Annotated in this window: 26 protein-coding genes; 5 read left to right on the top strand and 21 right to left on the bottom strand. The window is 60.6% G+C overall.

Annotated features, from left to right (window positions below):
* Position 1: 1 nt before the first annotated feature.
* The 15 genes from ureC to DA915_RS12075 form a co-directional block, all read right to left on the bottom strand.
* Positions 2-1,711 carry an urease subunit alpha gene (ureC, locus tag DA915_RS12000; RefSeq protein ID WP_107675898.1) on the bottom strand — a complete coding sequence of 570 codons (1,710 nt, stop codon included), beginning with the start codon at positions 1,709-1,711 and terminating at the stop codon, positions 2-4.
* A 4-nt stretch (positions 1,712-1,715) separates the two neighbouring features.
* Positions 1,716-2,360 carry a Urease operon accessory protein gene (locus DA915_RS12005; RefSeq protein ID WP_107675899.1) on the bottom strand — a complete coding sequence of 215 codons (645 nt, stop codon included), beginning with the start codon at positions 2,358-2,360 and terminating at the stop codon, positions 1,716-1,718.
* Positions 2,361-2,364: 4 nt separating this feature from the next.
* Positions 2,365-2,787, bottom strand: coding sequence for a lysozyme inhibitor LprI family protein (locus DA915_RS12010; RefSeq protein ID WP_107675900.1), 423 nt, complete (start codon positions 2,785-2,787; stop codon positions 2,365-2,367).
* A gap of 3 nt (positions 2,788-2,790) precedes the next feature.
* A complete protein-coding gene (locus tag DA915_RS12015) occupies positions 2,791-3,147 on the bottom strand; it encodes a GFA family protein (protein ID WP_003510140.1) in 357 nt (118 codons plus the stop codon).
* A gap of 1 nt (position 3,148) precedes the next feature.
* Complete coding sequence (locus DA915_RS12020) at positions 3,149-3,454, bottom strand: urease subunit beta (RefSeq protein WP_003510142.1); 306 nt, start codon at positions 3,452-3,454, stop codon at positions 3,149-3,151.
* A 19-nt stretch (positions 3,455-3,473) separates the two neighbouring features.
* Positions 3,474-3,728, bottom strand: coding sequence for a DUF1272 domain-containing protein (locus tag DA915_RS12025; RefSeq protein WP_107675901.1), 255 nt, complete (start codon positions 3,726-3,728; stop codon positions 3,474-3,476).
* Positions 3,729-3,737: 9 nt separating this feature from the next.
* Positions 3,738-4,040, bottom strand: a complete 303-nt coding sequence (locus DA915_RS12030; RefSeq protein ID WP_003510146.1) for an urease subunit gamma — start codon at positions 4,038-4,040, stop codon at positions 3,738-3,740.
* Between the two features lie 108 nt (positions 4,041-4,148).
* Positions 4,149-5,000: an urease accessory protein UreD gene (locus tag DA915_RS12035; protein WP_003510148.1), complete on the bottom strand. Its 852-nt coding sequence runs from the start codon at positions 4,998-5,000 to the stop codon at positions 4,149-4,151.
* Entirely contained in the window at positions 4,907-6,160 is a 1,254-nt protein-coding gene (locus tag DA915_RS12040) for a PHB depolymerase family esterase (protein WP_060725241.1), read from the bottom strand. The genes DA915_RS12035 and DA915_RS12040 overlap by 94 nt, the downstream gene beginning before the upstream one ends.
* Before the next feature lie 242 nt (positions 6,161-6,402).
* Complete coding sequence (urtE, locus tag DA915_RS12045) at positions 6,403-7,098, bottom strand: urea ABC transporter ATP-binding subunit UrtE (RefSeq protein WP_003510152.1); 696 nt, start codon at positions 7,096-7,098, stop codon at positions 6,403-6,405.
* 208 nt (positions 7,099-7,306) lie between these two features.
* A complete protein-coding gene (gene urtD, locus DA915_RS12055; protein WP_060725243.1) occupies positions 7,307-8,068 on the bottom strand; it encodes an urea ABC transporter ATP-binding protein UrtD in 762 nt (253 codons plus the stop codon).
* A 4-nt stretch (positions 8,069-8,072) separates the two neighbouring features.
* Positions 8,073-9,245, bottom strand: coding sequence for an urea ABC transporter permease subunit UrtC (gene urtC / locus DA915_RS12060; protein ID WP_080866398.1), 1,173 nt, complete (start codon positions 9,243-9,245; stop codon positions 8,073-8,075).
* The gene (gene urtB, locus DA915_RS12065) at positions 9,242-10,855 is read right to left on the bottom strand and encodes an urea ABC transporter permease subunit UrtB (RefSeq protein WP_107675902.1); all 1,614 of its coding nucleotides are present in this window, start codon (positions 10,853-10,855) and stop codon (positions 9,242-9,244) included. Before urtB ends, urtC begins: the two co-directional genes overlap by 4 nt.
* 276 nt (positions 10,856-11,131) lie before the next feature.
* Entirely contained in the window at positions 11,132-12,421 is a 1,290-nt protein-coding gene (gene urtA, locus DA915_RS12070; protein ID WP_003510158.1) for an urea ABC transporter substrate-binding protein, read from the bottom strand.
* Positions 12,422-12,781: 360 nt separating this feature from the next.
* On the bottom strand, positions 12,782-12,988 hold the full coding sequence (locus DA915_RS12075; RefSeq protein WP_003510163.1) for a DUF2735 domain-containing protein: 207 nt from the start codon (positions 12,986-12,988) through the stop codon (positions 12,782-12,784).
* A gap of 481 nt (positions 12,989-13,469) precedes the next feature.
* Here DA915_RS12075 and DA915_RS12080 point away from each other — a divergent pair, with 481 nt between their 5' ends.
* From DA915_RS12080 to DA915_RS12100, 5 genes are all read left to right on the top strand, one after another.
* Positions 13,470-14,504 (top strand): glutamine synthetase beta-grasp domain-containing protein, encoded by a 1,035-nt coding sequence (locus DA915_RS12080; RefSeq protein ID WP_045017676.1) that lies wholly within the window; start codon positions 13,470-13,472, stop codon positions 14,502-14,504.
* A gap of 213 nt (positions 14,505-14,717) precedes the next feature.
* A complete protein-coding gene (locus DA915_RS12085; RefSeq protein WP_080866400.1) occupies positions 14,718-15,488 on the top strand; it encodes an SDR family oxidoreductase in 771 nt (256 codons plus the stop codon).
* A 103-nt stretch (positions 15,489-15,591) separates the two neighbouring features.
* The gene (locus DA915_RS12090; protein ID WP_107675903.1) at positions 15,592-18,987 is read left to right on the top strand and encodes an ATP-binding protein; all 3,396 of its coding nucleotides are present in this window, start codon (positions 15,592-15,594) and stop codon (positions 18,985-18,987) included.
* Positions 18,984-19,913, top strand: coding sequence for a response regulator (locus DA915_RS12095; protein WP_107675904.1), 930 nt, complete (start codon positions 18,984-18,986; stop codon positions 19,911-19,913). The genes DA915_RS12090 and DA915_RS12095 overlap by 4 nt, the downstream gene beginning before the upstream one ends.
* Before the next feature lie 281 nt (positions 19,914-20,194).
* Positions 20,195-20,719 (top strand): AAA family ATPase, encoded by a 525-nt coding sequence (locus DA915_RS12100; RefSeq protein ID WP_107675905.1) that lies wholly within the window; start codon positions 20,195-20,197, stop codon positions 20,717-20,719.
* Between the two features lie 26 nt (positions 20,720-20,745).
* On the opposite strand, the gene DA915_RS12105 is transcribed toward DA915_RS12100, so the two are convergent.
* From DA915_RS12105 to livM, 6 genes are all read right to left on the bottom strand, one after another.
* A complete protein-coding gene (locus DA915_RS12105; protein WP_004430067.1) occupies positions 20,746-21,453 on the bottom strand; it encodes a polysaccharide deacetylase family protein in 708 nt (235 codons plus the stop codon).
* Positions 21,454-21,584: 131 nt separating this feature from the next.
* A complete protein-coding gene (locus tag DA915_RS12110; protein WP_004430064.1) occupies positions 21,585-22,703 on the bottom strand; it encodes a branched-chain amino acid ABC transporter substrate-binding protein in 1,119 nt (372 codons plus the stop codon).
* A 119-nt stretch (positions 22,704-22,822) separates the two neighbouring features.
* Entirely contained in the window at positions 22,823-23,176 is a 354-nt protein-coding gene (locus DA915_RS12115) for a DUF6867 family protein (RefSeq protein WP_004430061.1), read from the bottom strand.
* 181 nt (positions 23,177-23,357) lie between these two features.
* Positions 23,358-24,086 (bottom strand): ABC transporter ATP-binding protein, encoded by a 729-nt coding sequence (locus DA915_RS12120; RefSeq protein WP_004430059.1) that lies wholly within the window; start codon positions 24,084-24,086, stop codon positions 23,358-23,360.
* The gene (locus tag DA915_RS12125; protein ID WP_004430053.1) at positions 24,086-24,964 is read right to left on the bottom strand and encodes an ABC transporter ATP-binding protein; all 879 of its coding nucleotides are present in this window, start codon (positions 24,962-24,964) and stop codon (positions 24,086-24,088) included. Before DA915_RS12125 ends, DA915_RS12120 begins: the two co-directional genes overlap by 1 nt.
* Complete coding sequence (gene livM, locus DA915_RS12130; RefSeq protein WP_107675906.1) at positions 24,964-26,361, bottom strand: high-affinity branched-chain amino acid ABC transporter permease LivM; 1,398 nt, start codon at positions 26,359-26,361, stop codon at positions 24,964-24,966. The genes DA915_RS12125 and livM overlap by 1 nt, the downstream gene beginning before the upstream one ends.

Consider the following 26,361-nt stretch of genomic DNA (forward strand, 5'->3'; position numbering starts at 1 on the left):
GTTAAAACAGGAAATAACGCTGCGCCATCGGCAGCACCGTGGCCGGCTCGCAGGTCAAAAGCTCGCCATCCGCCCTCACCTCATAGGTTTCCGGATCGACCTCGATATGCGGCGTCAGCGAATTATGGATCATCGACGCCTTGGAAATGCCGCCGCGTACATTCTTCACCGGCAGCAGCTTTTTCGCCACGCCGAGACGCTGGGCAAGGCCGGCATCCAGCGACGCCTGCGACACGAATGTGACCGAGGAATTGGTGCGCAGCTTGCCATAGGCGGCAAACATCGGCCGGTAATGCATCGGCTGCGGTGTGGGAATGGAGGCGTTCGGATCGCCCATCGGGGCTGCGGCAATCGAACCGCCGAGCAGCACCATCTCCGGCTTCACGCCGAAAAAGGCCGGGTTCCACAACACCAGATCGGCGCGCTTGCCGACTTCGATGGAGCCGATCTCATGGCTGACGCCCTGGGCGATGGCCGGGTTGATGGTATATTTGGCGATGTAACGGCGGACGCGGAAATTATCGTTTTCGCCCACCTCTTCCTTGAGGCGGCCGCGCTGGCGCTTCATCTTGTCGGCTGTCTGCCAGGTACGGATCGCCACCTCGCCGACACGGCCCATGGCCTGACTGTCGGACGAAATGATCGAAAACGCGCCGATATCGTGGAGAATATCCTCCGCCGCAATCGTTTCCTTGCGGATGCGGCTTTCGGCAAAGGCAATGTCTTCAGGGATGGACGGCGACAGGTGGTGGCACACCATCAGCATGTCGAGATGCTCCGCCAGCGTATTGACGGTATAGGGCCGCGTCGGATTGGTGGAAGACGGAATGACGTTCGGGTTGCCGCAGACCTTGATGATATCAGGCGCATGGCCGCCGCCCGCACCTTCTGTATGGAAGGCATGGATGGTGCGACCTCTGATGGCGGCAACAGTATCCTCCACGAAACCGCTTTCGTTCAGCGTATCGGTGTGGATCATCACCTGCACGTCGTATTCATCGGCCACCGTCAGGCAATTGTCGATGGCGGCAGGCGTCGTGCCCCAGTCCTCATGCAATTTCAGCGAGGAAGCGCCGGCAAGGATCATCTCTTCCAGAGGCGCTGGCAGCGAGGCATTGCCCTTGCCGGCGAGCGCGAGATTCATCGGGAAGGCATCGAAGCTCTCGATCATGCGCTCGATATGCCATGCGCCGGTGCAGGTGGTGGCGAGCGTGCCGTGCGCCGGGCCGGAGCCGCCGCCAAGCATGCAGGTCACACCGCTCATCAGTGCTTCTTCGATCTGCTGCGGGCAGATGAAGTGAATATGCGCATCCATGCCGCCGGCGGTCAGGATCTTGCCTTCACCGGCAATCGCCTCCGTCGAGGGGCCGACGATGATCGTCACGCCCGGCTGCGTATCGGGGTTGCCCGCCTTGCCGATGGCGTGAATGCGGCCGTTCTTCAGGCCCACATCCGCCTTGTAGATGCCGCTATGGTCGACGATCACCACATTGGTGATGACGGTATCGACCGCCCCTTCGGCCCGCGTCGCCTGACTCTGGCCCATGCCGTCGCGAATGACCTTGCCGCCGCCGAATTTCACTTCCTCGCCATAGGTGGTGTGGTCCTTCTCGATCTCGATGAAGAGTTCGGTATCGGCAAGGCGCACCTTGTCGCCCACGGTCGGGCCGAACATGCCGGCATAGGCGGCGCGGGAAATCTTGTAAGGCATGGGCTCAGGCTCCTTCGGACGCGGAGAAAATCGATGTGGGAGAAATTCGTGTGAGCTGGCCCTCGCCCGCAAGGGCTTCTACCAGCTGTTGTTCGGCAGCAAATGGATGGCCGCTCCAGCCCTGATGGCCGAAGCCGACAATCGCCACTTCGTCACCATCGCCGCTCACGTTCTCAAGAACATGGGCGATGGTGACAAGGCCTGTGCTGGGGCAGACATAGGGCGCGGGCGCATAGGCTTCGAGCGCAACATCGAGCCTTTCATGCACGCCGCGCGGAATGACGATGTGGCTCTTGCCGGTCTCGCGGGCGATGGCGGCAAAGCTTTCGGTGTAATCGGCGCAGAAATCGGTCAGTTCGGGCCAGCGTGCGCGTATGTCCGGTTCCATTTCGGAAAATTTTGCGGGATCCCGCACGGACCAGATGGCAGCGGCCTGCCGCACACCGTCACTCTCGCGCCATTCGGTTCCCTCGGTCATTTCGAGGCCCGGCCGCCCGGTGTTGCACACGGCCACCACATCGGTGCGCGTACCACCCAGCCCCAGCGACCGGCAATCATTGAAGCGGATGACGATGTGGGAACGGTCGATGAAATCAGCCACGCCCGGCGGCAGTTCCCCGTTTCCGACGATCGTGATCCGCCGCCCCATGCGTTCAGAAACCTTCCGACAGCTGACGCAGTTCTTCCGCCCGCTTGCCGCTCATATCGGCGAGGCAGGAGGAAATCAGCATCGGTTCCATCGAGCCACCGCGCGCCTGAAAGCCTGAAAGTGCGCAATTGGAGTCACGAAACGCCACCCAGGCGCGCTGGGCAGCCACCAGAGCGTCGGTTGCACCCTTGCCGTCCGCATCGGCTGTCTTGTCGCGCTCCGCGAGCAGCTTGCGCAGCTTCTGATATTCGGCGTTCAACTGCTTGTCGGCCTTTTCGTAATCCTTGCCGGCGCAGATGGTCATGTCCGCCTGCGTCTGCGGCGCCTTGCAGTCCGGCTCGCTCTGCGCTGCGGCCGGCGTGGAAAATCCGGCGGTCGCGCTGAGAAGCACGGCCGCCATGAAGACGTTGTTTCGGCTCATCTCCATCGCTCAGGCCGCCGCGCCATCGAAAGCCTGCGGCTTCAGCGCCCGGGGATCAACACCATCGAGACAATTGGCATTGACAGCCACCATCGGCGTTCCATCCGGCCCGTCGGCATAAGCAAAGCTCTCGATGCCGCAGGTGGAGCAGAAGAGATGATGGATCTTGTGTTTGTTGAAGAGATATTCCGCCAGCTTGTCCTCGCCGGAAAGCAGCGTGAACTTGTCACGCGGCGCGAAAGCGAGCGTGGAGCCAAGACGCTTGCAGCGCGAGCAATTGCAGACAACAGTGTGATCGAGATCGGCATCGACCTCGAAGCTGACGCTGCCGCACTGGCAGCTTCCGTGATAATGCGCCGTCGCCATTTCATAACCTCCCCATGACCTGTTGACGGAAACCATAAACCTCACGCTTGCCGGAAAGCGGCACCAGCGTCACTTCCCGCTTCTGGCCGGGTTCGAAACGAACCGCCGTGCCCGCGGGAATATCGAGACGCATGCCGCGCGCCCTGTCGCGGTCGAAGATGAGACCCGCATTGGTCTCGAAGAAATGATAATGGCTGCCCACCTGCACCGGCCGGTCGCCCGAATTGGCCACCTCGATCGTCACGGTCGGCTGGCCGGCATTGAGTTCGATGGTGCCTTCTGCGGCAATGATTTCGCCTGGTTTCATGGTGCTCCCCTTGTCTTTCTCACACGGCCGTGGCCGCGCAGCCTTCCGCTTTCAGCACCCGCTTCGTCGATGCCGGGTTGTTGATGAGCCTGGCCGCCGGACGAACGGGCCTGCGAACCAGCTCGCCGTCGCAATTCGGACAGGCGCCATCAAGCACGCCGGTCACGCAGTCGACGCAGAAAGTGCATTCGAACGAGCAGATCATCGCATCCCTGTTATCGGGCGCAAGATCACGGTCGCAGCATTCGCAATTGGGCCGAAGTTCCAGCGCCATATCAACCCCTCAACGGATCGGTTCGTGAACGGTCACCAGCTTGGTGCCGTCAGGAAAGGTCGCTTCCACCTGCACATCATGGATCATCTCGGCGATACCATCCATCACCTGATCGCGGGTAATGACATGCGCGCCGGCTTCCATCAGGTCGGCCACAGCGCGACCATCGCGGGCGCCCTCGACCACGAAATCGGTAATCAGCGCAATCGCTTCGGGATAGTTGAGCTTCACGCCGCGTTCCAGCCGGCGGCGCGCCACCATGGCGGCCATGGAAATCAGCAGCTTGTCTTTTTCTCTTGGGCTAAGGTTCATCGTGGTCCCGCAGCTTGGCGCCTGCCCGCAAACAGCGCGATTGCGGCAGGCAGATCCGACGTGTTGACAGACCCCGAAGGACGCCTGTCGCGGGGCAACCTTAAGGGTTTACAGATTCCAGACTTTCGGCACTGGCGCGCCGTTTCGCAAGAGCGAAATGATCGGAAAAAGCAATTTTCTCAAGGAGAAACCATCTTCGGCAGAGACGCGAACGACAAGCTTGCCCTGCCATTCGCTGGCGCCGCCGCTTTCACCGGCAATAGCCCGGATTTTAGGCAGAAGCGCCTCAGCCAGCGGCCCGATATAAAGAAGCGTGGCAAAGGCGACCTGACCAGCCAGAACCGCCGGTTTCGCCGTCAGCGCCGCCACCTCGCCCTGAAGCACAAGTTCTTCCGCATGCACCAGCCTGCCCCCATGGCGAATACGCCAGCGGTCACGAAAGAGACCATGCGTCATCGCCTCGCCCATGGCCTTACGGCCGAGCAGCACGGCTTCGACAGCGATGAATTCGGAGGATTGGTCGAGATCGGCTTCCAGCCGGCGGGTCAAGGAAGCACGGTCGAAGAGGATGGTCTCCTGCGGCAGCCAATGCAGCTTCGCACCCGGCCCGGCGGAAACGCGGGCGGTCACGGCGGCGGTGCCTGATGATGCCTTATAGACCTTTTCGCAGGCCTGCGTGGTCACAACAAGCGAGGTGCCGGCACCGGCCGTGGCCTGCCATTCGATTTCGTCTCCGCCGGTCAGACCGCCAGAGGAATTGATGAGAATGGCTTCGGCTTCATTCGAAAAAGTTTCCGGCAGGCGGATTTTCGCGCAGCCTTCCTGAAACAGTTCATCCAGCCGGCTGCGGCCTTCAACAGCCTTGGTTACAATGCGTCCTCTGCCACGGGCGCGTTGCTGCCGGACAGGTTGAGCGTCTTGGCGACCGGAAGGGCCGATGGCTTGCTGTTGCTGCTGCACGCGGTCTCCGAAACGGTTGCGGAAGCGGACGAGGTCTTGGCGCCGCAATCCTTCTTGACGACGGCATCCACGACAAGTTGCCCTTCCGTATTGCGGAAGAAATCCCACATTCTTTCGGCCGCATCAACCGTGCGCGTCACTTCGCCTGTGGGCATCTTGCGCTCCACGGCCGGTTCCGCCTTCGGTGTCTGCTCGCCGCCCGGCTTGCGGGTGACGACGGCGTTAGCGGCCAGAACCTCGGCCTTCATGGTGGCGCGCGGCCAGGCGTGGTCCCAGTCGTTGATGACATAGGACTGGATGCGTGCGCCAGCCTTGCAGACATCATAGGAATTGACGGTGAAGCTTTCGCCCACCTTGCTTTTGGCAGCGCCCTTGCAGCCATCCATTTCGGCCCAGCGCTTCAACGCCGTTTCGCCGCCATATTGCCAATAGGACTTGCCGCCGCCCTGATAGGGATTGGCGGGGTCTTTCAGCCCGGCAAAGGCGATGATCGACATTGGCCGCACAGGCTGGCAGCTTGCCGCATCCGGTCCCCACTTGCCTTCCGTCTCCAGCGGATAACCCGCGCGGAGCGAAGCAACGAAGCCGGCAGCGTTAAAATCCGCGTTGCCGCTGCAGATGAATTGCGACAGCATGCGCCCGCCGCCGGAATAACCGGAGCCATAAAAACGCTCCTCATCCACGCAGAACTTGCCCTTCACCATGGTGATGGCATCGCGGATGAAACCGACTTCATCGAGCCCGCCCGGCCGCTTGGTGACGCCGGGAACATTCCAGGCATGGGTGCCCGGCAATTCGCCGCTCAGGCTGCCGGCCAGCGCCACGACCATGAGACCGTCACGTTCGGCAAGCTTGTCCCAGCCGCTGCGGTTCAGCTGACCATGCGGATTGCTGTTGGAGCCATGGAAATCGAACACGACCGGCAGCGGCTTATTTCCATCATAGGCCGATGGAACAAAATAGACGCCGTCGCGTTTTTCACCGTTGGAGAGAATGGAAAAGTCGTGCCGACCCGGTTCCATGCCGGGAACAATACCCTGACCGCAGGTCGATGCCGACGCTGCGGCCCCTGCGCTTGCGCTGATCACCAGCCCGAGGAACAGGCTGCGTGCGGAACGCACCAACCGGGAAGCCCGGCCCACTGCAAAGTCTTGAATCATTGACACGCCTTTATTGGCACAGTTTACCGACGATACGTCGAGCGTGCAGGAAATGTAAGGGATCAACAGTCGCGGCGTGCGAATAGACTTCTTCTGTGTCTCGCATGCAGCATTTCATGCGCCCAATACCATAGGCTTTTACTTAATGAAACGCTAAAATTACGCATGAAAGCCATGCACAGGCGCATAGACTTTCAAAATATTAATCGGCCGTTTTTATGCCGTGATCGGCGTGCTCAACGTTACACTGTCAGATGCCGCCGCGCTTCCGGCGTATCCAGCGTTTCGGCCAGCCCCTCATGCACGATTTCACCGCGGTCCATGATGTAGACGTAATCGGCAAGCTCGCGGCAGAAATCCAGATATTGCTCGACCAGCAGGATCGCCATGCCGGTGGAGTCGCGCAGATATTTGATCGCCCGGCCGATATCCTTGATGATCGACGGCTGAATGCCCTCGGTCGGTTCGTCGAGAACAAGGATTTTCGGCCGCGTCACCAGCGCCCGGCCAATCGCAAGCTGCTGCTGCTGGCCGCCCGAGAGATCGCCGCCGCGCCGCGACAGCATGGTTTGCAACACTGGAAACAGGCTGAAAATATCGTCCGGGATGAAACGCTCCCTGCGCGGCAGCGGCGCATAACCGCTCTCCAGATTTTCCTGCACGCTGAGCAGCGGAAAGATTTCCCGTCCCTGCGGCACGTAACCCACCCCGCGCTTAGCCCGCTGGTAAGGTGCGAGCCCGTCGAGCGCCGCATCGCCGAAACGGATGGTGCCGGCGCTGGTGGCCTGCTGGCCGGTGACGGCACGCAAGAGTGAGCTTTTGCCGACGCCGTTGCGGCCGAGAACACAGGTGATCTTGCCCATCTCCGCTTTCAGCGACACGCCGCGCAGGGCCTGCGCCGCGCCATAGTGGAGGTTGATGTTTTCGACTGTCAGCATGATAAAACTCCATTGGCGGTATGGTGGGCGGCGTTACCCCCCTCTGCCCTGCCGGGCATCTCCCCCTCAAGGGGGGAGATCAGATGCCGTTCCCGCTCGTCCCATCGCCTACTGGTCATGAGGCGGGGTGTTAGCCGCTTGCCGATCTCCCCCCTTGAGGGGGAGATGCCCGGCAGGGCAGAGGGGGGTAACGCCGCAAACACCACCATCACCGCCCCAGATAATTCTCGATCACCTTCGGATCGCTGGACACAAAATCGATCGACCCTTCGGCCAGCACCGAGCCTTCGGCAAGACACGTCACCTTCACGCCCAGTTCGCGGATGAAGCCCATATCGTGCTCCACCACGACAACCGAACGGGTCTTCGCGATCTCCTTCAAAAGCACGGCGGTTTCCGCCGTTTCCGCATCCGTCATGCCGGCGACAGGCTCGTCCACCAGCAGCAGTTTCGGTTCCTGCGCCAGCAGCATGCCGATCTCAAGCCACTGTTTCTGGCCATGCGAAAGGTTGGCGGCGAGATCGCCGCGGCGGTGGCCGAGACGCACGGTGGCGAGGATTTCCTCGATGCGCGCCTTGTCCTCCTCCGTCAGCCGATAGAACAGCGTGGCGAAGACGCCGCGCTTGCGGTTCAGCGCCAGTTCCAGATTGTCCCAGACGGTATGGCTTTCGAACACCGTCGGCTTCTGGAACTTCCGCCCGATGCCGAGCTGGGCGATATCCGCCTCATCCTTTTTCGTGAGATCGATACTGTCTTCAAACAGCACCCTGCCCGTGTCCGGCCGCGTCTTGCCGGTGATGATATCCATCATCGTCGTCTTGCCCGCACCATTCGGGCCGATGATGGCGCGGAGTTCACCGGGCTCCACCACGAAGGAGAGCGAGTTGAGCGCCTTGAAACCATCGAAAGAAACGGAAACGCCATCAAGATAAAGCAGGCTTTTGGTTCTGTTTTCGGAAACCGTGTTCATGGGCTTACTCCGCCGCCTGTTGCGCAACCGCGCTGTCGTTGCCGGGCTGCTGGGCAGCGCCTGCCGCCCGCGCGACCCGCTTTTCGCGGCGTCCGACGAGATAATGCTGCACGGTGCCGACAATGCCCTTCGGGAAGAAGAGCGTTACCGCGATGAAGAGACCGCCCAGCGCAAACAGCCAGAATTCGGGAAAAGCGCCGGTGAAATAGCTCTTGCCGCCATTGACCAGAACAGCACCGATGATCGGCCCGATCAGCGTGCCGCGTCCGCCCACCGCCGTCCACACCACCACTTCGATGGAGTTGGCGGGGGAGAATTCGCCGGGGTTGATGATGCCCACCTGCGGCACGAACAGCGCCCCGGCAATGCCCGCCATCATGGCTGACACGACGAAGGTGAAGAGCTTGATGTTCTCCACCCTAAACCCAAGGAAGCGCACCCGGCTTTCGGCATCGCGCACGCCCACCAGCACCTTGCCGAATTTGGAATTGACGATGCCCGATGCGACCAGCAGCGAAAGCGCCAACATCACCGCCGTCATGGCAAACAGCACGGCACGGGTGCCATCCGCCTGCACGGAAAAGCCGAGGATGTCCTTGAAATCGGTCAACCCATTATTGCCGCCAAAACCCATATCGTTGCGGAAGAAGGCGAGCAACAGGGCATAGGTCATGGCCTGGGTGATGATCGAGAGATAAACACCATTGACGCGCGAGCGGAAGGCGAACCAGCCGAACACGAAGGCGAGCAGGCCCGGCACCACCAGCACCATCAACGCCGCAAACCAGAACATGTCGAAGCCGTGCCAGAACCACGGCAGTTCCTTCCAGTTGAGGAAGACCATGAAGTCAGGCAGCACGGGATGGCCATAGACCCCGCGCGTGCCGATCTGCCGCATCAGATACATGCCCATGGCATAACCGCCGAGCGCGAAGAAGGCGGCATGGCCGAGCGAGAGAATGCCGCAATAACCCCAGACAAGATCAAGCGCCAGCGCAAGCAGCGCATAGGAGAGATATTTGCCCAGCATCGACATGATGTAGGTCGGGATGCGGAACGCGCTGTCGGCTGGTAAAAGCAGGTTGGAGGCGGGCACCAGCACGGCGATGGCCAGAATGATGCCGATGGCGATGGAAATGCGGCGATCGAGCGCGCGCAGGAGGAAACCGGTAATCATGCTTCGATCGCCCTTCCCTTGAGTGCGAAGAGACCACGCGGCCGCTTCTGGATGAACAGGATGATGAGAACAAGCACGAGAATCTTGCCGAGAACGGCGCCCACCGTCGGCTCAAGGAACTTGTTGAGCACGCCGAGCGTCAGCGCCCCGACCAACGTTCCCCAGAGATTGCCGACCCCGCCGAACACCACGACCATGAAACTGTCGATGATGTAGCTCTGGCCGAGATTGGGCGAGACATTGTCGATCTGCGACAGCGCCACGCCGGCAAGTCCTGCAACACCCGAACCGAGCGCGAAGGTGAAGGCATCCACCCAGGGTGTGCGGATGCCCATGGAAGAGGCCATGCGGCGGTTCTGGGTCACGGCGCGCATCTGCAACCCGAAGGAGGAGCGCTTCAAAAGCACCAGCAGCGCGAAGAAGACCGAGAGCGAGAAACAGACAATCCAGACCCGGTTCCAGGTGAAATTGAGATAACCGACGCTGAAGGAGCCGGACATCCAGCCGGGGCTGCCGACTTCCCGGTTGGTCGGGCCGAAGATGGAGCGCACGCCCTGTTGCAGGATGAGTGAAATGCCCCAGGTGGCCAGCAGCGTTTCCAGCGGCCGCCCGTAAAGGAAGCGGATGACGCCACGCTCCATGATGAGCCCGACGAAGGCCGTCACCAAAAAAGCAGCTGGCAGTGCGATGGCGAGCGACCAGTCGAACAGGCCGGGGAAATGGCTGCGGATCACCTCCTGCACCATGAAGGTGGAATAGGCGCCGATCATCACCATCTCGCCATGGGCCATGTTGATGATGCCCATCACGCCGAAGGTGATAGCAAGGCCGATGGCCGCGAGCAGCAGTACGGAGCTGAGCGACAGGCCGTACCATACATTCTGTGCGTAATCCCAGAAGGCGAGCGCGCTTTCGATGCTCGCAATGGCGTTGTCGATATCCGGCTTCAGGCTCTGATCCACCGACGAGGACGCCGCCATGAGGATGCTGATGGCATCGCGGCCACCAAGGTTCTTGATGGTGGCGATCGCTTCTTTCTTTACCTCGAGGGGGCGGTCGGAGGAGAGCAGCGAGACGGCCCGCGCCTCCTCCATCCGGGTCCGCACCTCATTATCGGTTTCCTTTGATATGGCCGCTTCCAGCAATTCGAGATTTTCCGCGCTCGGCGCTTTCAAGACGGCATCAGCCGCCGAAAGCCGCACGGATTTTTCCGGGCTTAGCAGGGTCAGACCGCCGAGAGCGGCACGGATGACGCGGCGAAGATTGTTGTTGATCTTGATCTTGGAGACAGCGGCCTTGGGGGCTTCACCGGCGCTTTCGCCGCTCAGCGGATCGATCAACGTGAAGCTCGACCCTGTCGGTTTCGTCATGAACACCAGATTATCGGTCTTGCGCACGTAAAGATCACCCGCCGCGAAAGCCTCGAGCGCCGGCACGACCCGCGCGTCGCCGGTGGCGGCGATCTGCCCGATCAGCGTTTCGGCCTGTTTGAAGTCCGCCGTGCCGAGCTGGTCGATCAGCGCCTTCGGATCGCTTTGCGCGAAGGATTGCGCCGCGATCCCGAGGGTGAGCCAGAGAAAGATGGCTCCGAGAAAAGATCGGATCGTCATGTCGGGTTCCTTGGAGCGTTTCCGATAAAAGCGCCGTCTGTGGGTGCCGCCCCCCCCCTCTGCCCTGCCGGGCATCTCCCCCACAGGTGGGGAGATCGGCAAGGCGCGCCTGCATCGCTCTATCTCAACCGATGAGAAGGGCGAGACCTTGCCGCGAGTCGATCTCCCCACCTGTGGGGGAGATGCCCGGCAGGGCAGAGGGGGGCATGCTTGTTCAGTTTTTAACTATTAGAGTCACCGCCCCCCAACAAAGGGGGCGGCAACCAACCGTCGCTATCAGCTACCCTTGCCGCCGCACTTGCCACTGGCCACATTGAAGTTGCCGCAAGACATCGGCTTCCTCCAATCCGAGATCAGATCCTTCGAGTCCGGCAGGTAATCCGACCATTCATCACCCACCACCTGCGGTGTCTGCTGCACGATCTCAAACTGCCCATCGGCCTGGATTTCGCCGATCAGCACCGGCTTGGTGATGTGATGGTTCGGCATGACGGTGGAGTAACCGCCCGAAAGGTTCGGCACCGAAACGCCGATGATCGAGTCCAGAACCTTGTCCGTATCGGTCGTACCGGCGGATTCCACGGCCTTTACCCAGGCGTTGAAGCCGATATAGGCAGCTTCCATCGGGTCGTTGGTCACGCGCTTGTCGTTTTTCGTAAACGCATGCCAGGTCTTGATGAACTCGGCATTGACCGGAGCATCGACAGACTGGAAGTAGTTCCAGGCGGCAAGGTGGCCGACGAGCGGTGCGGTATCGAGACCGGCAAGCTCTTCTTCGCCAACAGAGAAGGCGACGACCGGAATGTCTTCCGCCTTGATGCCCTGGTTCGCCAGTTCTTTGTAGAAGGGCACGTTTGCGTCGCCGTTGATGGTGGAGACCACGGCGGTCTTCTTGCCGGCCGAGCCGAACTTCTTGATGTCGGAGACGATCGTCTGCCAGTCGGAATGACCGAACGGCGTGTAGTTGATCATGATGTCCTCTTCCTTGACGCCCTTCGACATCAGGTAGGCCTTCAGGATCTTGTTGGTGGTCTGCGGGTAGACATAGTCCGTGCCGGCCAGAACCCAGCGCTCCACACCTTCGGTGCTGGCGAGATAATCGACGGCCGGAATGGCCTGCTGGTTCGGTGCCGCACCCGTATAGAAGATGTTGCGCGAGGATTCTTCACCCTCGTACTGAACCGGGTAGAACAGGATCGAATTCAGTTCCTCGAAAACCGGCAGCACTGATTTGCGCGAGGAAGACGTCCAGCAGCCGAAAACGGCGGCGACCTTGTCCTGCGAAATCAGCTGGCGGGCTTTTTCGGCAAACAGCGGCCAGTCGGAGGCCGGATCGACCACGACGGCTTCGAGCTTCTTGCCGAGAACGCCGCCCTTCTTGTTCTGCTCGTCGATGAGCATCAGCATGGCGTCCTTCAGCGTCGTCTCTGAAATCGCCATGGTACCGGAAAGCGAATGCAGCACGCCGACCTTGATCGTGTCATCAGCTGCAAACGCGCCGTGGAAGGCGGTGGTGGACAGGATCGCGCCAAGCAGCGCGGCACTAAGCGTCTTGCGGAACATCATCGGAAGAACCCCTCTCCTTGTTGGCCTCTCGTCGAGGCTCAGCGGCATCTGCGGCCGCTGCTGGGAGGGACTATCGATCTCGCGGACGCGAAACCGTATACGTCAATTGACGTAGGCGGGGTGGCGAAAGATGCAGGGAAGGAGATTTGGGAGAAAGCTCGGTCTAAACATCCGCCGGCTTTTATGTTCGACCGTCCCGCCTATTCGACGTCATCCTCGCCCTTGAGGCGAGGATCCATAGGCGCTCCCATCGTGGATCCTCGGGTCAAGCCCGAGGATGACGCAGAGTGGGCCTGAAGAGTTGAAGACGCAAACGTGGCTAGGCCCACCGCAATCGGTAAAACTTCACAAGAAGCCAGATCAGGAATGCGGCTTGTCGTTCCGCTCTTCGTCGCGGATCGCATCATCGTGATACCAGGAACCGAAGTCGATATGCGGTTCCTGCGCCTGGCGCTCAAGGTCGTTCAGGCCGCTGCTGCGGAACTTCGAAAGACCCGCGCGCCCGCCGACCGGGAATTGATAGATCGTTGCCGTCTCGCGATGAATGCCAGTTGCCATTTCGATCATCTCACTTTGTTTGCATCGAAGCACTTTTTGTATGGAGCAAACCCGCAAGCGCCGGATTCGCTCCGTTTGATTAAAAAAAAATCACGTTGCGAAAAATATAGGCATTAATCGCCTCATCTACAAGAAAAACCATTCCGAAAGCGCCGGTTTTTGGGGCAAATGCCGATCCCTCGCGCGCAATTGAAATCATTGCACCGCAGCAGGGCATTTCCCCGCAAGACGTCGGCTATCTATCAGGATTCAATGATGAAACATGAGGGGTGAATTTGCTTGCCGCAGTGCAGCAGAAGCGGACCGAGGTGATACCGCAGCCCCTGCATGACAGGGCCCCTGAAAGATTTTTCGAAGAATTCGCCCGATATCGCCAATCTGGCACGCGGCATGCATCTAACCCGTCAGCCCTTGAACGCGAATGCGCTTCCGGTGGTCAAAGCCACGGGAGGCCTCAAGGCTTCGCATTGTTACCTATGAGAGGTTCGTAATGACTAAGTTCAAACTCGAGTACATCTGGCTGGACGGATACAAGCCGGTCCCTAACCTGCGCGGCAAGACACAGGTCAAGGAATTCGACGAATTCCCGACGCTCGAGCAGCTGCCGCTTTGGGGTTTTGATGGCTCGTCCACCCAGCAGGCCGAAGGCCACTCGTCGGATTGCGTGCTGAAGCCCGTTGCGATCTATCCCGATCCGGCCCGCACCAACGGCGTACTCGTCATGTGCGAAGTCATGATGCCTGACGGCGTCACCCCGCATGCATCGAACAGCCGCGCGACCATCCTCGACGACGAAGACGCATGGTTCGGTTTCGAGCAGGAATATTTCTTCTACCAGGACGGCCGTCCGCTCGGCTTCCCCGAGCAGGGCTACCCGGCTCCGCAGGGTCCGTATTATACCGGCGTCGGCTTCAAGAACGTCGGTTCGGTTGCCCGCGAAATCGTTGAAGAGCATCTCGACCTCTGCCTCGAAGCCGGCATCAACCACGAAGGCATCAACGCCGAAGTGGCCAAGGGCCAGTGGGAATTCCAGGTATTCGGCAAGGGCTCCAAGCGCGCCGCCGACCAGATCTGGATCGCCCGTTACCTGCTGGTTCGCCTTTGCGAACAGTACGGCATCGACGTCGAGTTCCATTGCAAGCCGCTCGGCGACACCGACTGGAACGGTTCGGGCATGCATTGCAACTTCTCCACCAAGTTCCTGCGTGAAGTTGGCGGCAAGGAATATTTCGAAGCCCTCATGGCCGCTTTCGCCAAGAACTGGCAGGAGCACATCGACGTTTACGGTCCGGACAACCATCTGCGCCTGACCGGCAAGCACGAAACCGCTCCGTGGAACAAGTTCTCCTACGGCGTTGCCGACCGTGGCGCCTCGATCCGCGTTCCGCATTCCTTCGTCAACAACGGTTACCGTGGTTACCTCGAAGACCGTCGTCCGAACTCGCAGGGCTGCCCCTACCAGATCGCTTCCGTCGTTCTGAAGACGATCGCAGAAGTGCCGCTCGCAAAGTCGGCTGCTGCCTGATAATCCAAGACATGGCGTCGCCCCGAGCCGGGCGACGCCATTTTTGTGTCCACCGAACGGCCGGACCGGTGACCTTTCGCCATCACCGTGCGCGACATAGACTTTCTTATGCGCAAATTCAGAAATGTTGCGTGGCTTCGAGCAACTGCATCGGATTTTCCGAAAACCGCGACACAGCTTTCGGTCCGATGCTCTAAAGCAAGAAAGTGAGCGATGGGCATTCTCCGCAAATTCTCTCTCGAAAACCGCATTGCCGTCATTACCGGCAGTGGCCGTGGTCTCGGTTTCGAAATCGCCAAGGCTTTTGCCGAGGCTGGCGCCCATGTGTGGCTGACCGGCCGCAATGCCGAGACGCTGGAAGAGGCGGCAGACACCCTTCGCAACGCCGGCGGAAAAGCCGACTACGCGGCCTTCGACATCGCCGATACGGCCGCCGGAAGCGCACTTGTCCGCCGCATCATGGACGAATTCGGCCATCTCGATATTCTCGTCAACAATGTCGGCGCGCGTGACCGCCGCCCGCTTGCCGAATTCAGCGACGACGACGTGCTGGAGCTGATCCGCACCGACCTCACCTCCTCCGTCTCGCTGTCGCGGGATGCTGCGCAAGCCATGAATGCCAATGGTTACGGCCGCATCATCACCATCACCTCCATTCTCGGCCACATCGTCCGGCCGGGTGATGCGATCTACCCCGTCGCCAAACAGGGCCTGACCGGGCTGATGCGCGCCATCGCCGTGGAATATGGCGCGCGCGGCATCACCAGCAACGCCATTGCGCCGGGCATGTTCGCCACGGAAACCAATGCCGCTCTTGCCGAAAACCCTGAGATGGTCGCCTTCGCCAAGTTGCGTGTGCCGCTGGAGCGCTGGGGCAGGCCGGATGAAATCGCCGGTGCGGCCCTGTTTCTGGCCAGCGACGCTGCCTCCTTCGTCAACGGCCATGTGCTGACGGTGGATGGCGGCATGTCGGTGCGACTGTGAGACGCCTCCCCCACCCGCGGCCACATTGTTCCGGCAAAACCGGGCCTCTGGCGGCGGGAGGCATGACGGAACATCCGTTGCGGAAAGGGGCTGGATCGTAAGCATGGCCGCACGGCAACGCATCATCCCCGTCAGGCGCGAATATAACCGCTGGGTCGCCAACCAGACGCTGGAAGATTATGCGCTGCGCTTCACCGCCAAAAGCGCCCGGCAGTTTTCGTCCAACCGCATTTCCCACACCGCCATCGGCGCGATTTCGTTTCTGGCGCTGGAAGCCATCGGCGGCGCCATCACGCTGTCCTACGGCACCACCAACGCCTTCTATGCCATCATCGTCGCCGCCATCGCCATGCTCGCCGTCGGCCTGCCGATCAGCCGTTACGCCATCCGCCACGGCGTCGATATCGATCTTCTAACGCGCGGCGCAAGCTTCGGTTACATCGGCTCCACCATCACCTCGCTGATCTACGCCGCCTTCACCTTCATGCTCTTCGCCATCGAGGCGTCGATCATGTCCGGCGCGCTGGAACTGGCGCTCGGCATTCCCCTGTGGATCGGCTACATCATCTCCGCCGTCATGGTCATTCCACTCGTCACCCACGGTGTGCGCCTCATCAGCCGTTTCCAGATCATCACCCAGCCCTTCTGGATCGTGCTGAACGTGCTGCCCTTCATCTTCATCGCCCTGATGGATTGGGAAAAATACGATCTCTGGAGAGCCTTTTCCGGCATTCGTCATGCCTCCGGCCCGCCGGGCACACTTGCCCCCTTCAATCTGGTGGAATTCGGCGCGGCGTCCGCCGTCATTCTCGCTCTGATGTCGCAGATCGGCGAACAGGTGGATTTCCTGCGCTTTCTGCCCGCCGAAGGCCAGAGCCGCCTTCGCCACCGCATCGCGGTCTTTCTGGCCGGGGCCGGCTGGGTCGTCGTTGGCGTGCCGAAGCTGCTGGCCGGCTCCTTCCTCGTGGTCTTGACCTTCAGCTCCGGCGTCTCGGTGGATCGTGCCGCCGATCCGGCGCAGATGTATCTGACCGCCTTCGGTTACATGATCCCCAACGAGACGGCCGCCATGCTGTTGATGGTCGCCTTCGTGGTCGTGTCGCAGCTGAAGATCAACGTCATGAACGCCTATGCGGGTTCACTCGCCTGGTCCAACTTCTTCTCCCGCCTCACCCACAGCCATCCCGGCCGCGTCGTCTGGCTGGTCTTCAACGTGGCGATCGCGCTGCTGTTGATGGAACTCGGCATCTACCGCCTGCTGGAAGAAACGCTCGGCATCTTCTCCATCATCGCCATGGCCTGGCTCTGCACCATCTCGGCCGATCTTTTCATCAACAAGCCACTTGGCCTCGCCCCGCCCGGCATCGAGTTCAAGCGCGCCCATCTCTACGATATCAATCCGGTCGGCGTCGGCTCCATGGCGCTTTCGGCCACCATTGCGCTGATGGCGCATTTCGGCACCTTCGGCGCGCTCGCCGCCTCGCTTGCGCCCTATCTAACGCTGATCGTCGCCTTCATCGCCTCGCCGCTGATCGCCTGGGGCACCAAGGGCAAGTTCTATCTGGCCCGCAAACCGCGCCAGAAATGGCGCGAGCTGAGCGCCATCACCTGCTCGATCTGCGAACACCCGTTCGAACCGGAGGACATGGCGTGGTGCCCGGCCTATGCGGCACCGATCTGTTCGCTCTGCTGCTCGCTGGACAGCCGCTGCCATGACATGTGCAAGCCGAAGGCCAAGCTCAACTATCAGGTCGCGACGGTCGCAAAGACCTTCCTGCCGAGGCAACTGGTGGCAAAGCTCGCCACCCGTCTGGGGCGTTACGGCATGGCGGCGGCGATTGCCGTCACCGCCATCGGCGGCATATTGGCGCTCATCGCCCATCAGGTCGGCACCGCCTCGCCGACAACGGCTGACGTGGTGAACCGCACCATCCTCATCGTGTTTTTCGTCTTTGCCGTCATCGCCGGGATCGTCTGCTGGTTCCTCGTTCTTGCCCATGACAGCCGGGTGGTGGCGGAAGAGGAATCCTCGCGCCAGAACACGCTGCTCTTGAAGGAAATCGCCGCCCACAAGAAAACCGACGCCGCCCTTCAGGACGCCAAGGAAACGGCTGAGGCCGCCAACCGGGCCAAGAGCCGTTACGTGGTCGGCCTCAGCCACGAATTGCGCACGCCGCTCAATGCCGTGTTAGGCTACGCCCAGATCTTGGAACGCGACGAGACCATTCCCGCGCCGCGCCAATCGGCCATCAAGGTCATCCGCCGTTCCGCCGACCATCTGTCGGGCCTGATCGACGGGCTTCTCGATATTTCCAAGATCGAGGCCGGCCGCCTGCAGGTCTATTCCAACGAGATCAACATTCAGGATTTCCTCGACCAGATCGTCGATATGTTCCGCCCGCAGGCGCAGGCCAAGGGTCTGGAATTCCGGCATGAACGCGCCCATTCCCTGCCGCAATATGTGCGCACGGATGAAAAGCGTCTGCGCCAGATTCTCGTCAACCTGCTCTCCAACGCCATCAAGTTCACCGATGAGGGCAGCGTCACCTTCGATGTCGCCTATCGCAGCCAGGTGGCGAGCTTCACGGTGTCGGATACCGGGCGCGGTATTGCCGAAAAAGACCTTGCCCGCATCTACGAGCCTTTCCAGCGTGGCGAGGCCGAAAGCGTGCGCCCCATGCCGGGCCTCGGCCTGGGGCTGACAATCACAAGGCTTCTGACCAATACGCTGGGCGGTGAGATTTCCGTTTCGAGCGAGAAGGATCAAGGCTCCACCTTCCGCGTCCGCTTGATGCTCTCCGCCGTGCACCGGCCAAGCACCGCGCCTGCGCCGGAAAAGACCATCCGCTCCTATTCCGGCCCACGCCGCACCATCGTCGTGGTTGATGACAACGAAGACCATCGTGAGCTGATGCGGCAGGTGCTCTCGCCGCTGGATTTCGTAGTGCTGACCGCCCAGAGCGGACCGGAATGCCTGACGCTGATCGAAGGTGTGAAGCCCGACCTTTTCCTCATCGATATCTCTATGCCCGGCATGACCGGCTGGCAGCTCGTGACGAAACTGCGCGAAGCCGGCCAGATCGCCCCGCTCATCATGCTCTCGGCCAATATCGGTGACGGAACCGTTGCGGGTGCGGGCGAAGATAACCACAACGACGCCATCGCCAAACCGGTCGATATCCGCCATCTGTGCGACAGGCTCGCCGTGCATCTCGGTCTGAAATGGATTTACGATACGGACCTGCCGCCGGCACCCGCACCTCCGCCCCCGGCGCAGATCGTCCATCCGGGCGCGATCCATATTCAAGATTTGCAACGGCTCGGCGAAATAGGTTACATACGCGGCATAGAGGCGAAACTCGCCGATCTTGCCCGCAACACGGATAACCTGCCTTTCACGCAAGAGCTCGGCACCTATGTGCAGGCTTTCGATCTGGCCGGTTACGCGCATTTTCTCAAGCGGTTTTCAGATAGCGACAGGGGAGACGGCAAGGCATGAGCGGGCCAGGCGCAGCACTGCCGAGAGACATCGTATTGCTGGTGGATGACAGCCCGGAGGCGCTTGGTTTCTTGACCGATGCGCTGGAACAGTCAGGCTTTTCAGCGCTGATCGCCACCTCGGGTCAGGCCGCACTCAACATCGCCGAACGCATCACGCCCGATATCATCCTGCTCGATGCCGTCATGCCTGCTATGGACGGTTTCGAAACCTGCCGCCGCCTGAAAGCCAATGCCGCCGTGGCGCAGGTGCCTGTCATCTTCATGACCGGGCTGACGGAGACCGAACATGTGGTGCGAGCGCTCGAATCCGGCGGTGTCGATTATCTGACCAAGCCGATCAACATCGATGAGCTGCGCGCCCGTATCCGTGTTCACCTTACCAATGCCCGCTCGGCCCAGAGCGCCCGCGTGGCGCTGGATGCTGCCGGGCGGCACCTGCTTGCCGTGCGCGCCAACGGCGCGATCCACTGGTCGACCCCGCAGGCAACCCGGCTGGTCAACGCCGCCACCGGCCGCGATGACGGGCTGGAGATCGTCGTCAGCCATATTGCCGGCTGGCTGGGCAACCGGGCGACGGCGGATACCGCGCGCGACACGCCGCTGACAATCACACAGGCCGGGCGTCCCGCCCTGCAACTCTCCTTCCTCGGCGCCATGGGGCCGGACGAACATCTGTTCCGTCTGACTGCCGCCAACGAGAAATCGGACGACCATTTGCTGAAAGAACATTTCACCCTGACGACACGGGAATCGGAAGTGCTGCTATGGATCGCCAAAGGAAAATCCAACCGCGATATCGGCGATATTCTCGGCCTTTCCGCCAGAACCGTGAACAAACATCTGGAACAGATCTACGTCAAACTCGGCGTCGAAAACCGCGCTTCGGCGGCCGTCAAGGCGGCGCATATTCTGCATCAGGGCTGACGGCTGCATTTCGTGCGGCCAGGTTCAAAAAACATATATTTTCCGCGTGAGCGCAGAACACCAATTTATTGACCGAGCGAGTGCCGCTTGTTTCTTCTCCCCGCCGGGGAGAAGGCCGCGGCAGCGGGATGAGGGGGCTAGGGTAGCGATATCCGGAGAGCTTGCCCCCTCATCCGACCCTTCGGGCCACCTTCTCCCTCTCGGGGAGAAGAAACAAGCCTCAACCCCCGCCTCCCAAAAATCACCTCCCGATCCACCTGAACTCCAACACAGGAAACCCCATGGACCGTTTCATCATCCTCTCCGGCTGCTCCGGCGGCGGCAAATCCACCCTTCTTGCCGAACTTGCCCGACGCGGTTTCGCCAGCGTCGAAGAACCCGGCCGCCGCATCGTCATTGAAGAAACCCGCAATAACGGCACCGCCCTGCCCTGGATCGACATCGAGGCTTTCGCCCGCCGGGCGATCGCCATGGCGCTGGAAGACCGGCAAAAGGCGCCGGCGGAAGGCCTCGTCTTTTTCGACCGCGGCCTGATCGACGCCGCTTCTGCGCTACGCCATGTCGGCGGCGATGGCTTCATCGATACGCTGAAAAACACGCACCGCTATAACCGTCTGGTTTTCCTCACCCCGCCCTGGCCTGAAATCTATCGCGGCGACGATGAGCGCCGGCATGGTTTCGACGCGGCGGTCGAGGAGTATGAACGTCTTGTCCGGGACTATGAAACGCTTGGCTACGATAGTGTCGTGCTGCCAAAATCAGGCATCGAGGAACGTGCCGACTTTATCCTGGCGCGGATTGGCTGACAGCGACAGGTTCGGCCTCGGCGATATCAGAGCAATTGCGCAACGGTGACAAACTCAAACCCGCGTTGACGAAGGCCGTCTATGATCAGGGGCAAGGCCTGCCGGGATACCTCGCGGCTTCGATACATGACATGCATGATGATGATCGAGCCGTTTCTCGTTTGCTCGATGACGTGACTGGCGAGGGCGGCCGCATCGTCGGCGACATCGGGAAACGATTCCGGTTCGACATCCCACATGATGGTCTTCCGGTCATGCCGTGAAAGATACCAGGGCAAGGTGAGCAGCTTCTTGCCATAGGGCGGCCGGAACATGATCTCGCCTTCGTAGCCCGCAGCGCGAATAGCCGCATCGGTGCGCTCGATCTCCTCCCTGATCCGCGCCGGCCCCATGAACATCATGTTGGAATGCGTATAGCTATGGTTGCCGAGCTGATGCCCCTCGCTCACGATCATGCGCGCCTGCGGCAGGTTTTCTTCGGTCTCCTTACCGGTCAAAAAGAAAGTCGCTTTTACCCCGCGCTCCCTCAGGATCGTCAGGACATCAGGCGTAAAACGCACCGACGGCCCATCGTCGAAGGTCAGCGCCACCACCGGCCTTTCCGTTTCGACCCTTGCGATGATGCCACCAAATAATTGCGTCGTTCGGGATTTGCTGAAGAAATGCACGCCTATCAGCACCGCCGCCAGCCCAGCAAGAACAAGGAATAGAGACACGGTTCGCTTTATCGTCATTGCTACCCCTCATTGCAGTTTTCCCGAGAGGCTTTGTTTCCCGCCTTGTTGTCTCCAGTATGGCAAGCCGGACCACAAAAAGAAAAAGCCCGGCATCGCTGCCGGGCTTCGATAGGAAGTCACAGAAGAGCTTAGCTGCCCTGCTGGATGTAGGTGAACTTGCCGTCCGGCCCCTTCTTCCATTCGTACATGACGTAGCCGGGAAGCTTCGGGTCGCCCTTCTCGTCGAAGGAGATGTCGCCAAGCGCGGTCGGGAAGGTGCCGGACTTCAGGGCCTCGGCAACCTTTTCCGGCTCCACGGAACCGGCAGCCTTCGCCGCACCGGCAATCGCCTGCATAGCGGCGTAGGAGTAGAGCGTGTAGGCTTCCGGGTTGAAGCCAGCAGCCTTGAACTTCTCTACCAGCTCCTTGTTTTCCGGGCGCAGCGTCGGATCGGGGCCGAAGGTGTTGAGCGTGCCTTCAACGGCGTCGCCGGCGATGGAAGCAAGTTCGTTCGAGACGATACCGTCGCCCGAAACGAGCTTCGCCTTCAGGCCCTGGTCAGCCGCCTGGCGGATGATGAGACCGGCTTCGGTGTGCAGGCCGCCCCAGTAGATGATGGAAACGCCGGCTTCCTTCATCTTGGAGATCAGCGCCGAGAAGTCCTTGTCGCCGACGTTGACGCCTTCATACATGACCTCAGTCACGCCGGCGGCATTGGCAGCCTTCTTGGTTTCATCGGCAAGGCCCTGACCATAAGGTGTCTTGTCGTGAATGATGGCGACCTTGGCGTCCTTGAAGTGGTCGGCCAGGTACTTGCCGGCAATGCCGCCCTGCTGGTCGTCACGGCCGCAGGTGCGGAAAGTGTTCCACAGGCCGCGTTCGGTGAAAACAGGGTTGGTTGCGGCAGGCGTGATTTCGAGAATGCCGTTTTCAGCGTAAACTTCAGAGGCCGGAATGGAAACGCCGGAGTTGAAGTGACCGACAACGAATTTCACGCCGTCAGCAACGAATTTGTTGGCAACCGAAATACCCTGCTTGGGGTCGGATACGTCGTCGCCCAGCACGATCTTGATCTGCTCGCCATTGATGCCGCCGGCGGCATTGATGTCTTTCGCAGCCTGTTCGGCACCCTTCTGGATCTGAGCGCCAAAAGCAGCATTCGGGCCGGTCAGCGGTGCGCCGACAGCGATCACGACATCGGCCCAGGCCGAACCGCCAAACGCGACCATGGCGGTCAGCGCAACAGCGGAAAGAAGAGACTTCTTCATTACTTTACTCCCAGTTCCTTTGGATGGGTTGATTGCAAGGACCTGTTCAGTACCCACCTTCACTGAACAGGAAACCGTTCCACTCTGACGAGCATTGTGCAGCCGGAAAAATCCGCCTGTCAATCTTTCTTCTTGTAGGAAAATGCCGACGTCCGGTCGTAGAGCCAATAGTAATTATTGACCATCTGGCTCGTCCTGCGCATGCGGAAACCGATGCTGGAAAAGACCAGAAGAAGAACGACGTCAAACACGTAATAGAAGCCGTTGATGAACGGCCCGTTGAAGAGCGCGTAATGCAGAAACCGCATGACGAGCCCCAGTGCGAGCGTATAGATCACCACCCGCGTATAACCGCCCCAGCCATCGGCCACCGATCTGCCCGTGCGCCACGCCGTCCAGAAACCCAAGAGAACAACCAGTGCGCGCAGAACATAACGCACGCCGTTATCGGTTTCGAAAAAAAGGCCCTGCATCTCTTTCCCCATCAGTGCCGGGCGGAAACGCCCTGGCCCTGCCTTGTCTGTCGTCCCGTCGTTTCCCGCCGGGCATTTTATTGTTTACGCCCCGCCAGGGATCCTTAAGGTTTGGCCGAAAGGACGGCAGGCCGCCGTTTGCAGTCTTGCGCCGCAAGATTTCCGGCGCAAGTAAAATCTTTCAGTGCCGTCCGCCTTCGAGATAGGCGGCGCGCACCTGCGGATCGGCGAGCAGTTCCCTGCCCGAACCACTCATCGTCACCTTGCCGTTGACCATCACATAAGCGCGGTCGGAAAGCTTCAGCGCGGCAAAGGCGTTCTGCTCCACGAGGAAGACGGTCAGCCCCTCTTCCTGGTTGAGTTTCTTGATCGCCTCGAAAATGCCCTTGACGATCAGCGGTGCAAGACCGAGCGACGGCTCGTCGAGAAGCAGCAGCTTCGGCCGCGCCATCAGCGCGCGGCCGATGGAGAGCATCTGCTGCTCGCCGCCGGAAAGCGTGCCGCCGCGCTGGCTCTGGCGCTCTTTCAGACGCGGGAACATCGTGAAGATCTTCTCGACGTCCTCTTTGAAATGCTTGAGATTATCGAGATTGGCGCCCATCTGCAGGTTTTCCAGCACCGTCATGCGCGGGAAAATCCGGCGGCCTTCCGGCGACTGGGCGATGCGCTTGCGGGCGATGAGATGCGTCGGCAGATGGGTAATGTCCTCACCGTCGAAGATCACCTGACCGGCGCGCGCCTGCGGGCTGCCGCAGATGGTCATCATCAGCGTCGACTTGCCGGCGCCATTGGCGCCGATCAGGCTGACGATCTCACCCTTGTTGACCTCGACATCAACACCGGCCAGAGCCCGGATATTGCCATAATAGGTTTCGACACCCTGGACTTTGAGAAGCGATTCACCGGGCATCAGGCCGCTCCTCCGTCGAGTTCTTCCGCAATCACGTCTTCCACTTCATCATCCTCGACACCCAGATAGGCGGCGATGACCTTCGGGTCGTTCTTCACATGGTCCGGCGAACCGTCGGAAATCTTCTGGCCATATTCCAGAACCACGACATGGTCGGAAATCTGCATGACCACGGACATGTCGTGCTCGATAAGAAGCAGCGACGTGCCTTCATCGCGGATGCCGCGCAGCAGCGCATTGAGCGCCAGCGATTCCTTCGGATTGAGACCGGCGGCCGGCTCATCGAGGCACAGAAGCTCCGGCCCCGTGCACATGGCGCGGGCGATTTCCAGACGGCGCTGCGCGCCATAGGGCAGATCGCCGGCCGGATCGTCGGCGCGGTCGGTCAGATCGGCCTTGTCCAGCCAGTATTTGGCCTTTTCGATCGAGTCGTCCACCGCCCGCCGGTAAGCGGGCAGGCCGAGAAGGCCGAGAATGGTGTAACCCGAGGCCTTCATCAGCGCATTGTGCTGCGCCACCAGCAGGTTTTCCAGAACCGTCAGACCCGAAAACAGGCGGATGTTCTGGAAGGTGCGCGCCACCTTGGCCTTCTTGGTGATCTCGAAATCCGGCAGGCGCTCGAGAAGATGCGCCTCGCCACTCTGCTGGCGCATGGTGATCATGCCCATCGTCGGCTTGTAGAAGCCGGTGATGCAGTTGAAGACCGTGGTCTTGCCCGCACCGTTGGGGCCGATCAGCGCCGTGATCTCGCCGCGCTTCGCCTCGAAGGAGAAGTCGTTGATGGCCATCAGGCCGCCGAAGCGCATCGAGAGGTGTTCGACCTTGAGGATCGTATCGCCAGTGGTGTTTGGTGTCATGTTCGTCATTCCGGAAGCCATCAACCGTGACCTTCCTTGGTAAAGCTGCCGGAGACGGCCTTGCGTTCTTTAAGGAAGGCCGTGGGTTCACGCGAGCCGACGAAACCGCGCGGCTTGAACAGCATGACGATGACCATGGCGAGACCGAAGAGCAGCATGCGGTAAAGTTCCGGTGTGAAGTCAGGCCCGAAGACATGCTTCAGGAACTCCATCTCGCGCAGAAGCTCGGTGCCGCCGACCATGACGAGCGCCGCAATGGCGATACCTGTCAGCGAGCCCATGCCGCCAAGTACGACGATGGCGAGGATGACGGCCGATTCCAGGAACACGAAGCTTTCCGGCGAAACGAAACCCTGCCGCGCGGCGAAGAACGAACCGGCGAAACCGCCGAACATCGCGCCCGTGGCAAAGGCGGTGAGCTTGGTGATGACGGTGTCGATGCCGAGCGAACGGCAGGCGATTTCGTCCTCGCGCAGCGCTTCCCATGCACGGCCGATCGGCATGCGGCGCAGCTTGATGGTGACGTAAGCCGTCAGCATGCACAGAAGCAGGATCACGTAGAACAGGAAGATCTTGTAATAGGCCGACGACATCGACAGGCCGAAGGCCTTGGCGAAATTGTTCGGCGCGGCGACATCGAAGGACCAGATGCCGAAGACCGAAGCCTTGGCGATGCCGGAAATGCCGAAGGTGCCCTTGGTGACGGCCGTCCAGTTCAAAAGCACGAGGCGGATGATCTCACCGAAGGCCAGCGTGACGATCGCCAGATAGTCGCCGCGAAGGCGCAGAACCGGGAAACCGAGAATGATGCCCCAGAAGCCGGCGAGAATGCCCGCCACCGGCAAAAGCACCCAGAAGGACAGGCCGAAATGGCTTGACAGCAGCGCGTAGGAATAGGCGCCGACCGCGTAAAAGGCCACATAACCGAGATCGAGCAGGCCGGCGAGGCCGACGACGATGTTCAGGCCCCAGGCCAGCATCACATAGATCAGGATCTGGATGCCGAAATTGTCGACGAATTTCAGCGAGCCCTGAAAGCCGAACAATTGCACGGCGATAACCGGATAAAGCAGCAGCAGGACGAGCGCCAGCTTCAGGAAGTGCTTGTGGAAAAATCCTTTTTCCTCGGAGATTTCCAGAATGCCACTTTTCGCCTTGGCAAGCCGGCGGCGGTCCAGCGACGGCTTGATGAAGCCGACCACGAGAAAGCGGCCGACAGCGGCAATGCCGACGAAGATCGCCAGAAGCCCCCAGCGGGTGCCCCAGATCAGCTGGTTGTTGATATCCTGATAGGTGACGATGCCGACATAAAGAATGAACATGCCGAACGAGATGAGGCCCGCAATCAGGCCCTCCTTCACAGCCGCCGCCATCAGGCTCGGGCTGGAAGCGGCGTTTTCGGAAGCGATATTGGTCAT

The organism is Agrobacterium sp. LAD9, from assembly GCF_003031125.1.
GTDB lineage: Bacteria > Pseudomonadota > Alphaproteobacteria > Rhizobiales > Rhizobiaceae > Agrobacterium > Agrobacterium radiobacter.

What these genes read in the sequence shown, in the direction of transcription:
- DA915_RS12125 (WP_004430053.1), bottom strand. Translation starts at nt 24,964, where the DNA reads ATGGCTTCCGGAATGACGAACATGACACCAAACACCACTGGCGATACG.
- DA915_RS12090 (WP_107675903.1), top strand. Translation starts at nt 15,592, where the DNA reads ATGGCCGCACGGCAACGCATCATCCCCGTCAGGCGCGAATATAACCGC.
- DA915_RS12040 (WP_060725241.1), bottom strand. Translation starts at nt 6,160, where the DNA reads ATGATTCAAGACTTTGCAGTGGGCCGGGCTTCCCGGTTGGTGCGTTCC.
- urtB (WP_107675902.1), bottom strand. Translation starts at nt 10,855, where the DNA reads ATGACGATCCGATCTTTTCTCGGAGCCATCTTTCTCTGGCTCACCCTC.
- DA915_RS12005 (WP_107675899.1), bottom strand. Translation starts at nt 2,360, where the DNA reads ATGGGGCGGCGGATCACGATCGTCGGAAACGGGGAACTGCCGCCGGGC.
- DA915_RS12025 (WP_107675901.1), bottom strand. Translation starts at nt 3,728, where the DNA reads ATGGCGCTGGAACTTCGGCCCAATTGCGAATGCTGCGACCGTGATCTT.
- DA915_RS12010 (WP_107675900.1), bottom strand. Translation starts at nt 2,787, where the DNA reads ATGGAGATGAGCCGAAACAACGTCTTCATGGCGGCCGTGCTTCTCAGC.
- DA915_RS12110 (WP_004430064.1), bottom strand. Translation starts at nt 22,703, where the DNA reads ATGAAGAAGTCTCTTCTTTCCGCTGTTGCGCTGACCGCCATGGTCGCG.
- DA915_RS12120 (WP_004430059.1), bottom strand. Translation starts at nt 24,086, where the DNA reads ATGCCCGGTGAATCGCTTCTCAAAGTCCAGGGTGTCGAAACCTATTAT.
- livM (WP_107675906.1), bottom strand. Translation starts at nt 26,361, where the DNA reads ATGACCAATATCGCTTCCGAAAACGCCGCTTCCAGCCCGAGCCTGATG.
- urtC (WP_080866398.1), bottom strand. Translation starts at nt 9,245, where the DNA reads ATGATTACCGGTTTCCTCCTGCGCGCGCTCGATCGCCGCATTTCCATC.
- DA915_RS12085 (WP_080866400.1), top strand. Translation starts at nt 14,718, where the DNA reads ATGGGCATTCTCCGCAAATTCTCTCTCGAAAACCGCATTGCCGTCATT.
- urtD (WP_060725243.1), bottom strand. Translation starts at nt 8,068, where the DNA reads ATGAACACGGTTTCCGAAAACAGAACCAAAAGCCTGCTTTATCTTGAT.
- DA915_RS12105 (WP_004430067.1), bottom strand. Translation starts at nt 21,453, where the DNA reads ATGACGATAAAGCGAACCGTGTCTCTATTCCTTGTTCTTGCTGGGCTG.
- urtE (WP_003510152.1), bottom strand. Translation starts at nt 7,098, where the DNA reads ATGCTGACAGTCGAAAACATCAACCTCCACTATGGCGCGGCGCAGGCC.
- DA915_RS12020 (WP_003510142.1), bottom strand. Translation starts at nt 3,454, where the DNA reads ATGAAACCAGGCGAAATCATTGCCGCAGAAGGCACCATCGAACTCAAT.
- DA915_RS12015 (WP_003510140.1), bottom strand. Translation starts at nt 3,147, where the DNA reads ATGGCGACGGCGCATTATCACGGAAGCTGCCAGTGCGGCAGCGTCAGC.
- DA915_RS12095 (WP_107675904.1), top strand. Translation starts at nt 18,984, where the DNA reads ATGAGCGGGCCAGGCGCAGCACTGCCGAGAGACATCGTATTGCTGGTG.
- DA915_RS12030 (WP_003510146.1), bottom strand. Translation starts at nt 4,040, where the DNA reads ATGAACCTTAGCCCAAGAGAAAAAGACAAGCTGCTGATTTCCATGGCC.
- DA915_RS12115 (WP_004430061.1), bottom strand. Translation starts at nt 23,176, where the DNA reads ATGCAGGGCCTTTTTTTCGAAACCGATAACGGCGTGCGTTATGTTCTG.
- DA915_RS12080 (WP_045017676.1), top strand. Translation starts at nt 13,470, where the DNA reads ATGACTAAGTTCAAACTCGAGTACATCTGGCTGGACGGATACAAGCCG.
- DA915_RS12075 (WP_003510163.1), bottom strand. Translation starts at nt 12,988, where the DNA reads ATGATCGAAATGGCAACTGGCATTCATCGCGAGACGGCAACGATCTAT.
- urtA (WP_003510158.1), bottom strand. Translation starts at nt 12,421, where the DNA reads ATGATGTTCCGCAAGACGCTTAGTGCCGCGCTGCTTGGCGCGATCCTG.
- DA915_RS12100 (WP_107675905.1), top strand. Translation starts at nt 20,195, where the DNA reads ATGGACCGTTTCATCATCCTCTCCGGCTGCTCCGGCGGCGGCAAATCC.
- ureC (WP_107675898.1), bottom strand. Translation starts at nt 1,711, where the DNA reads ATGCCTTACAAGATTTCCCGCGCCGCCTATGCCGGCATGTTCGGCCCG.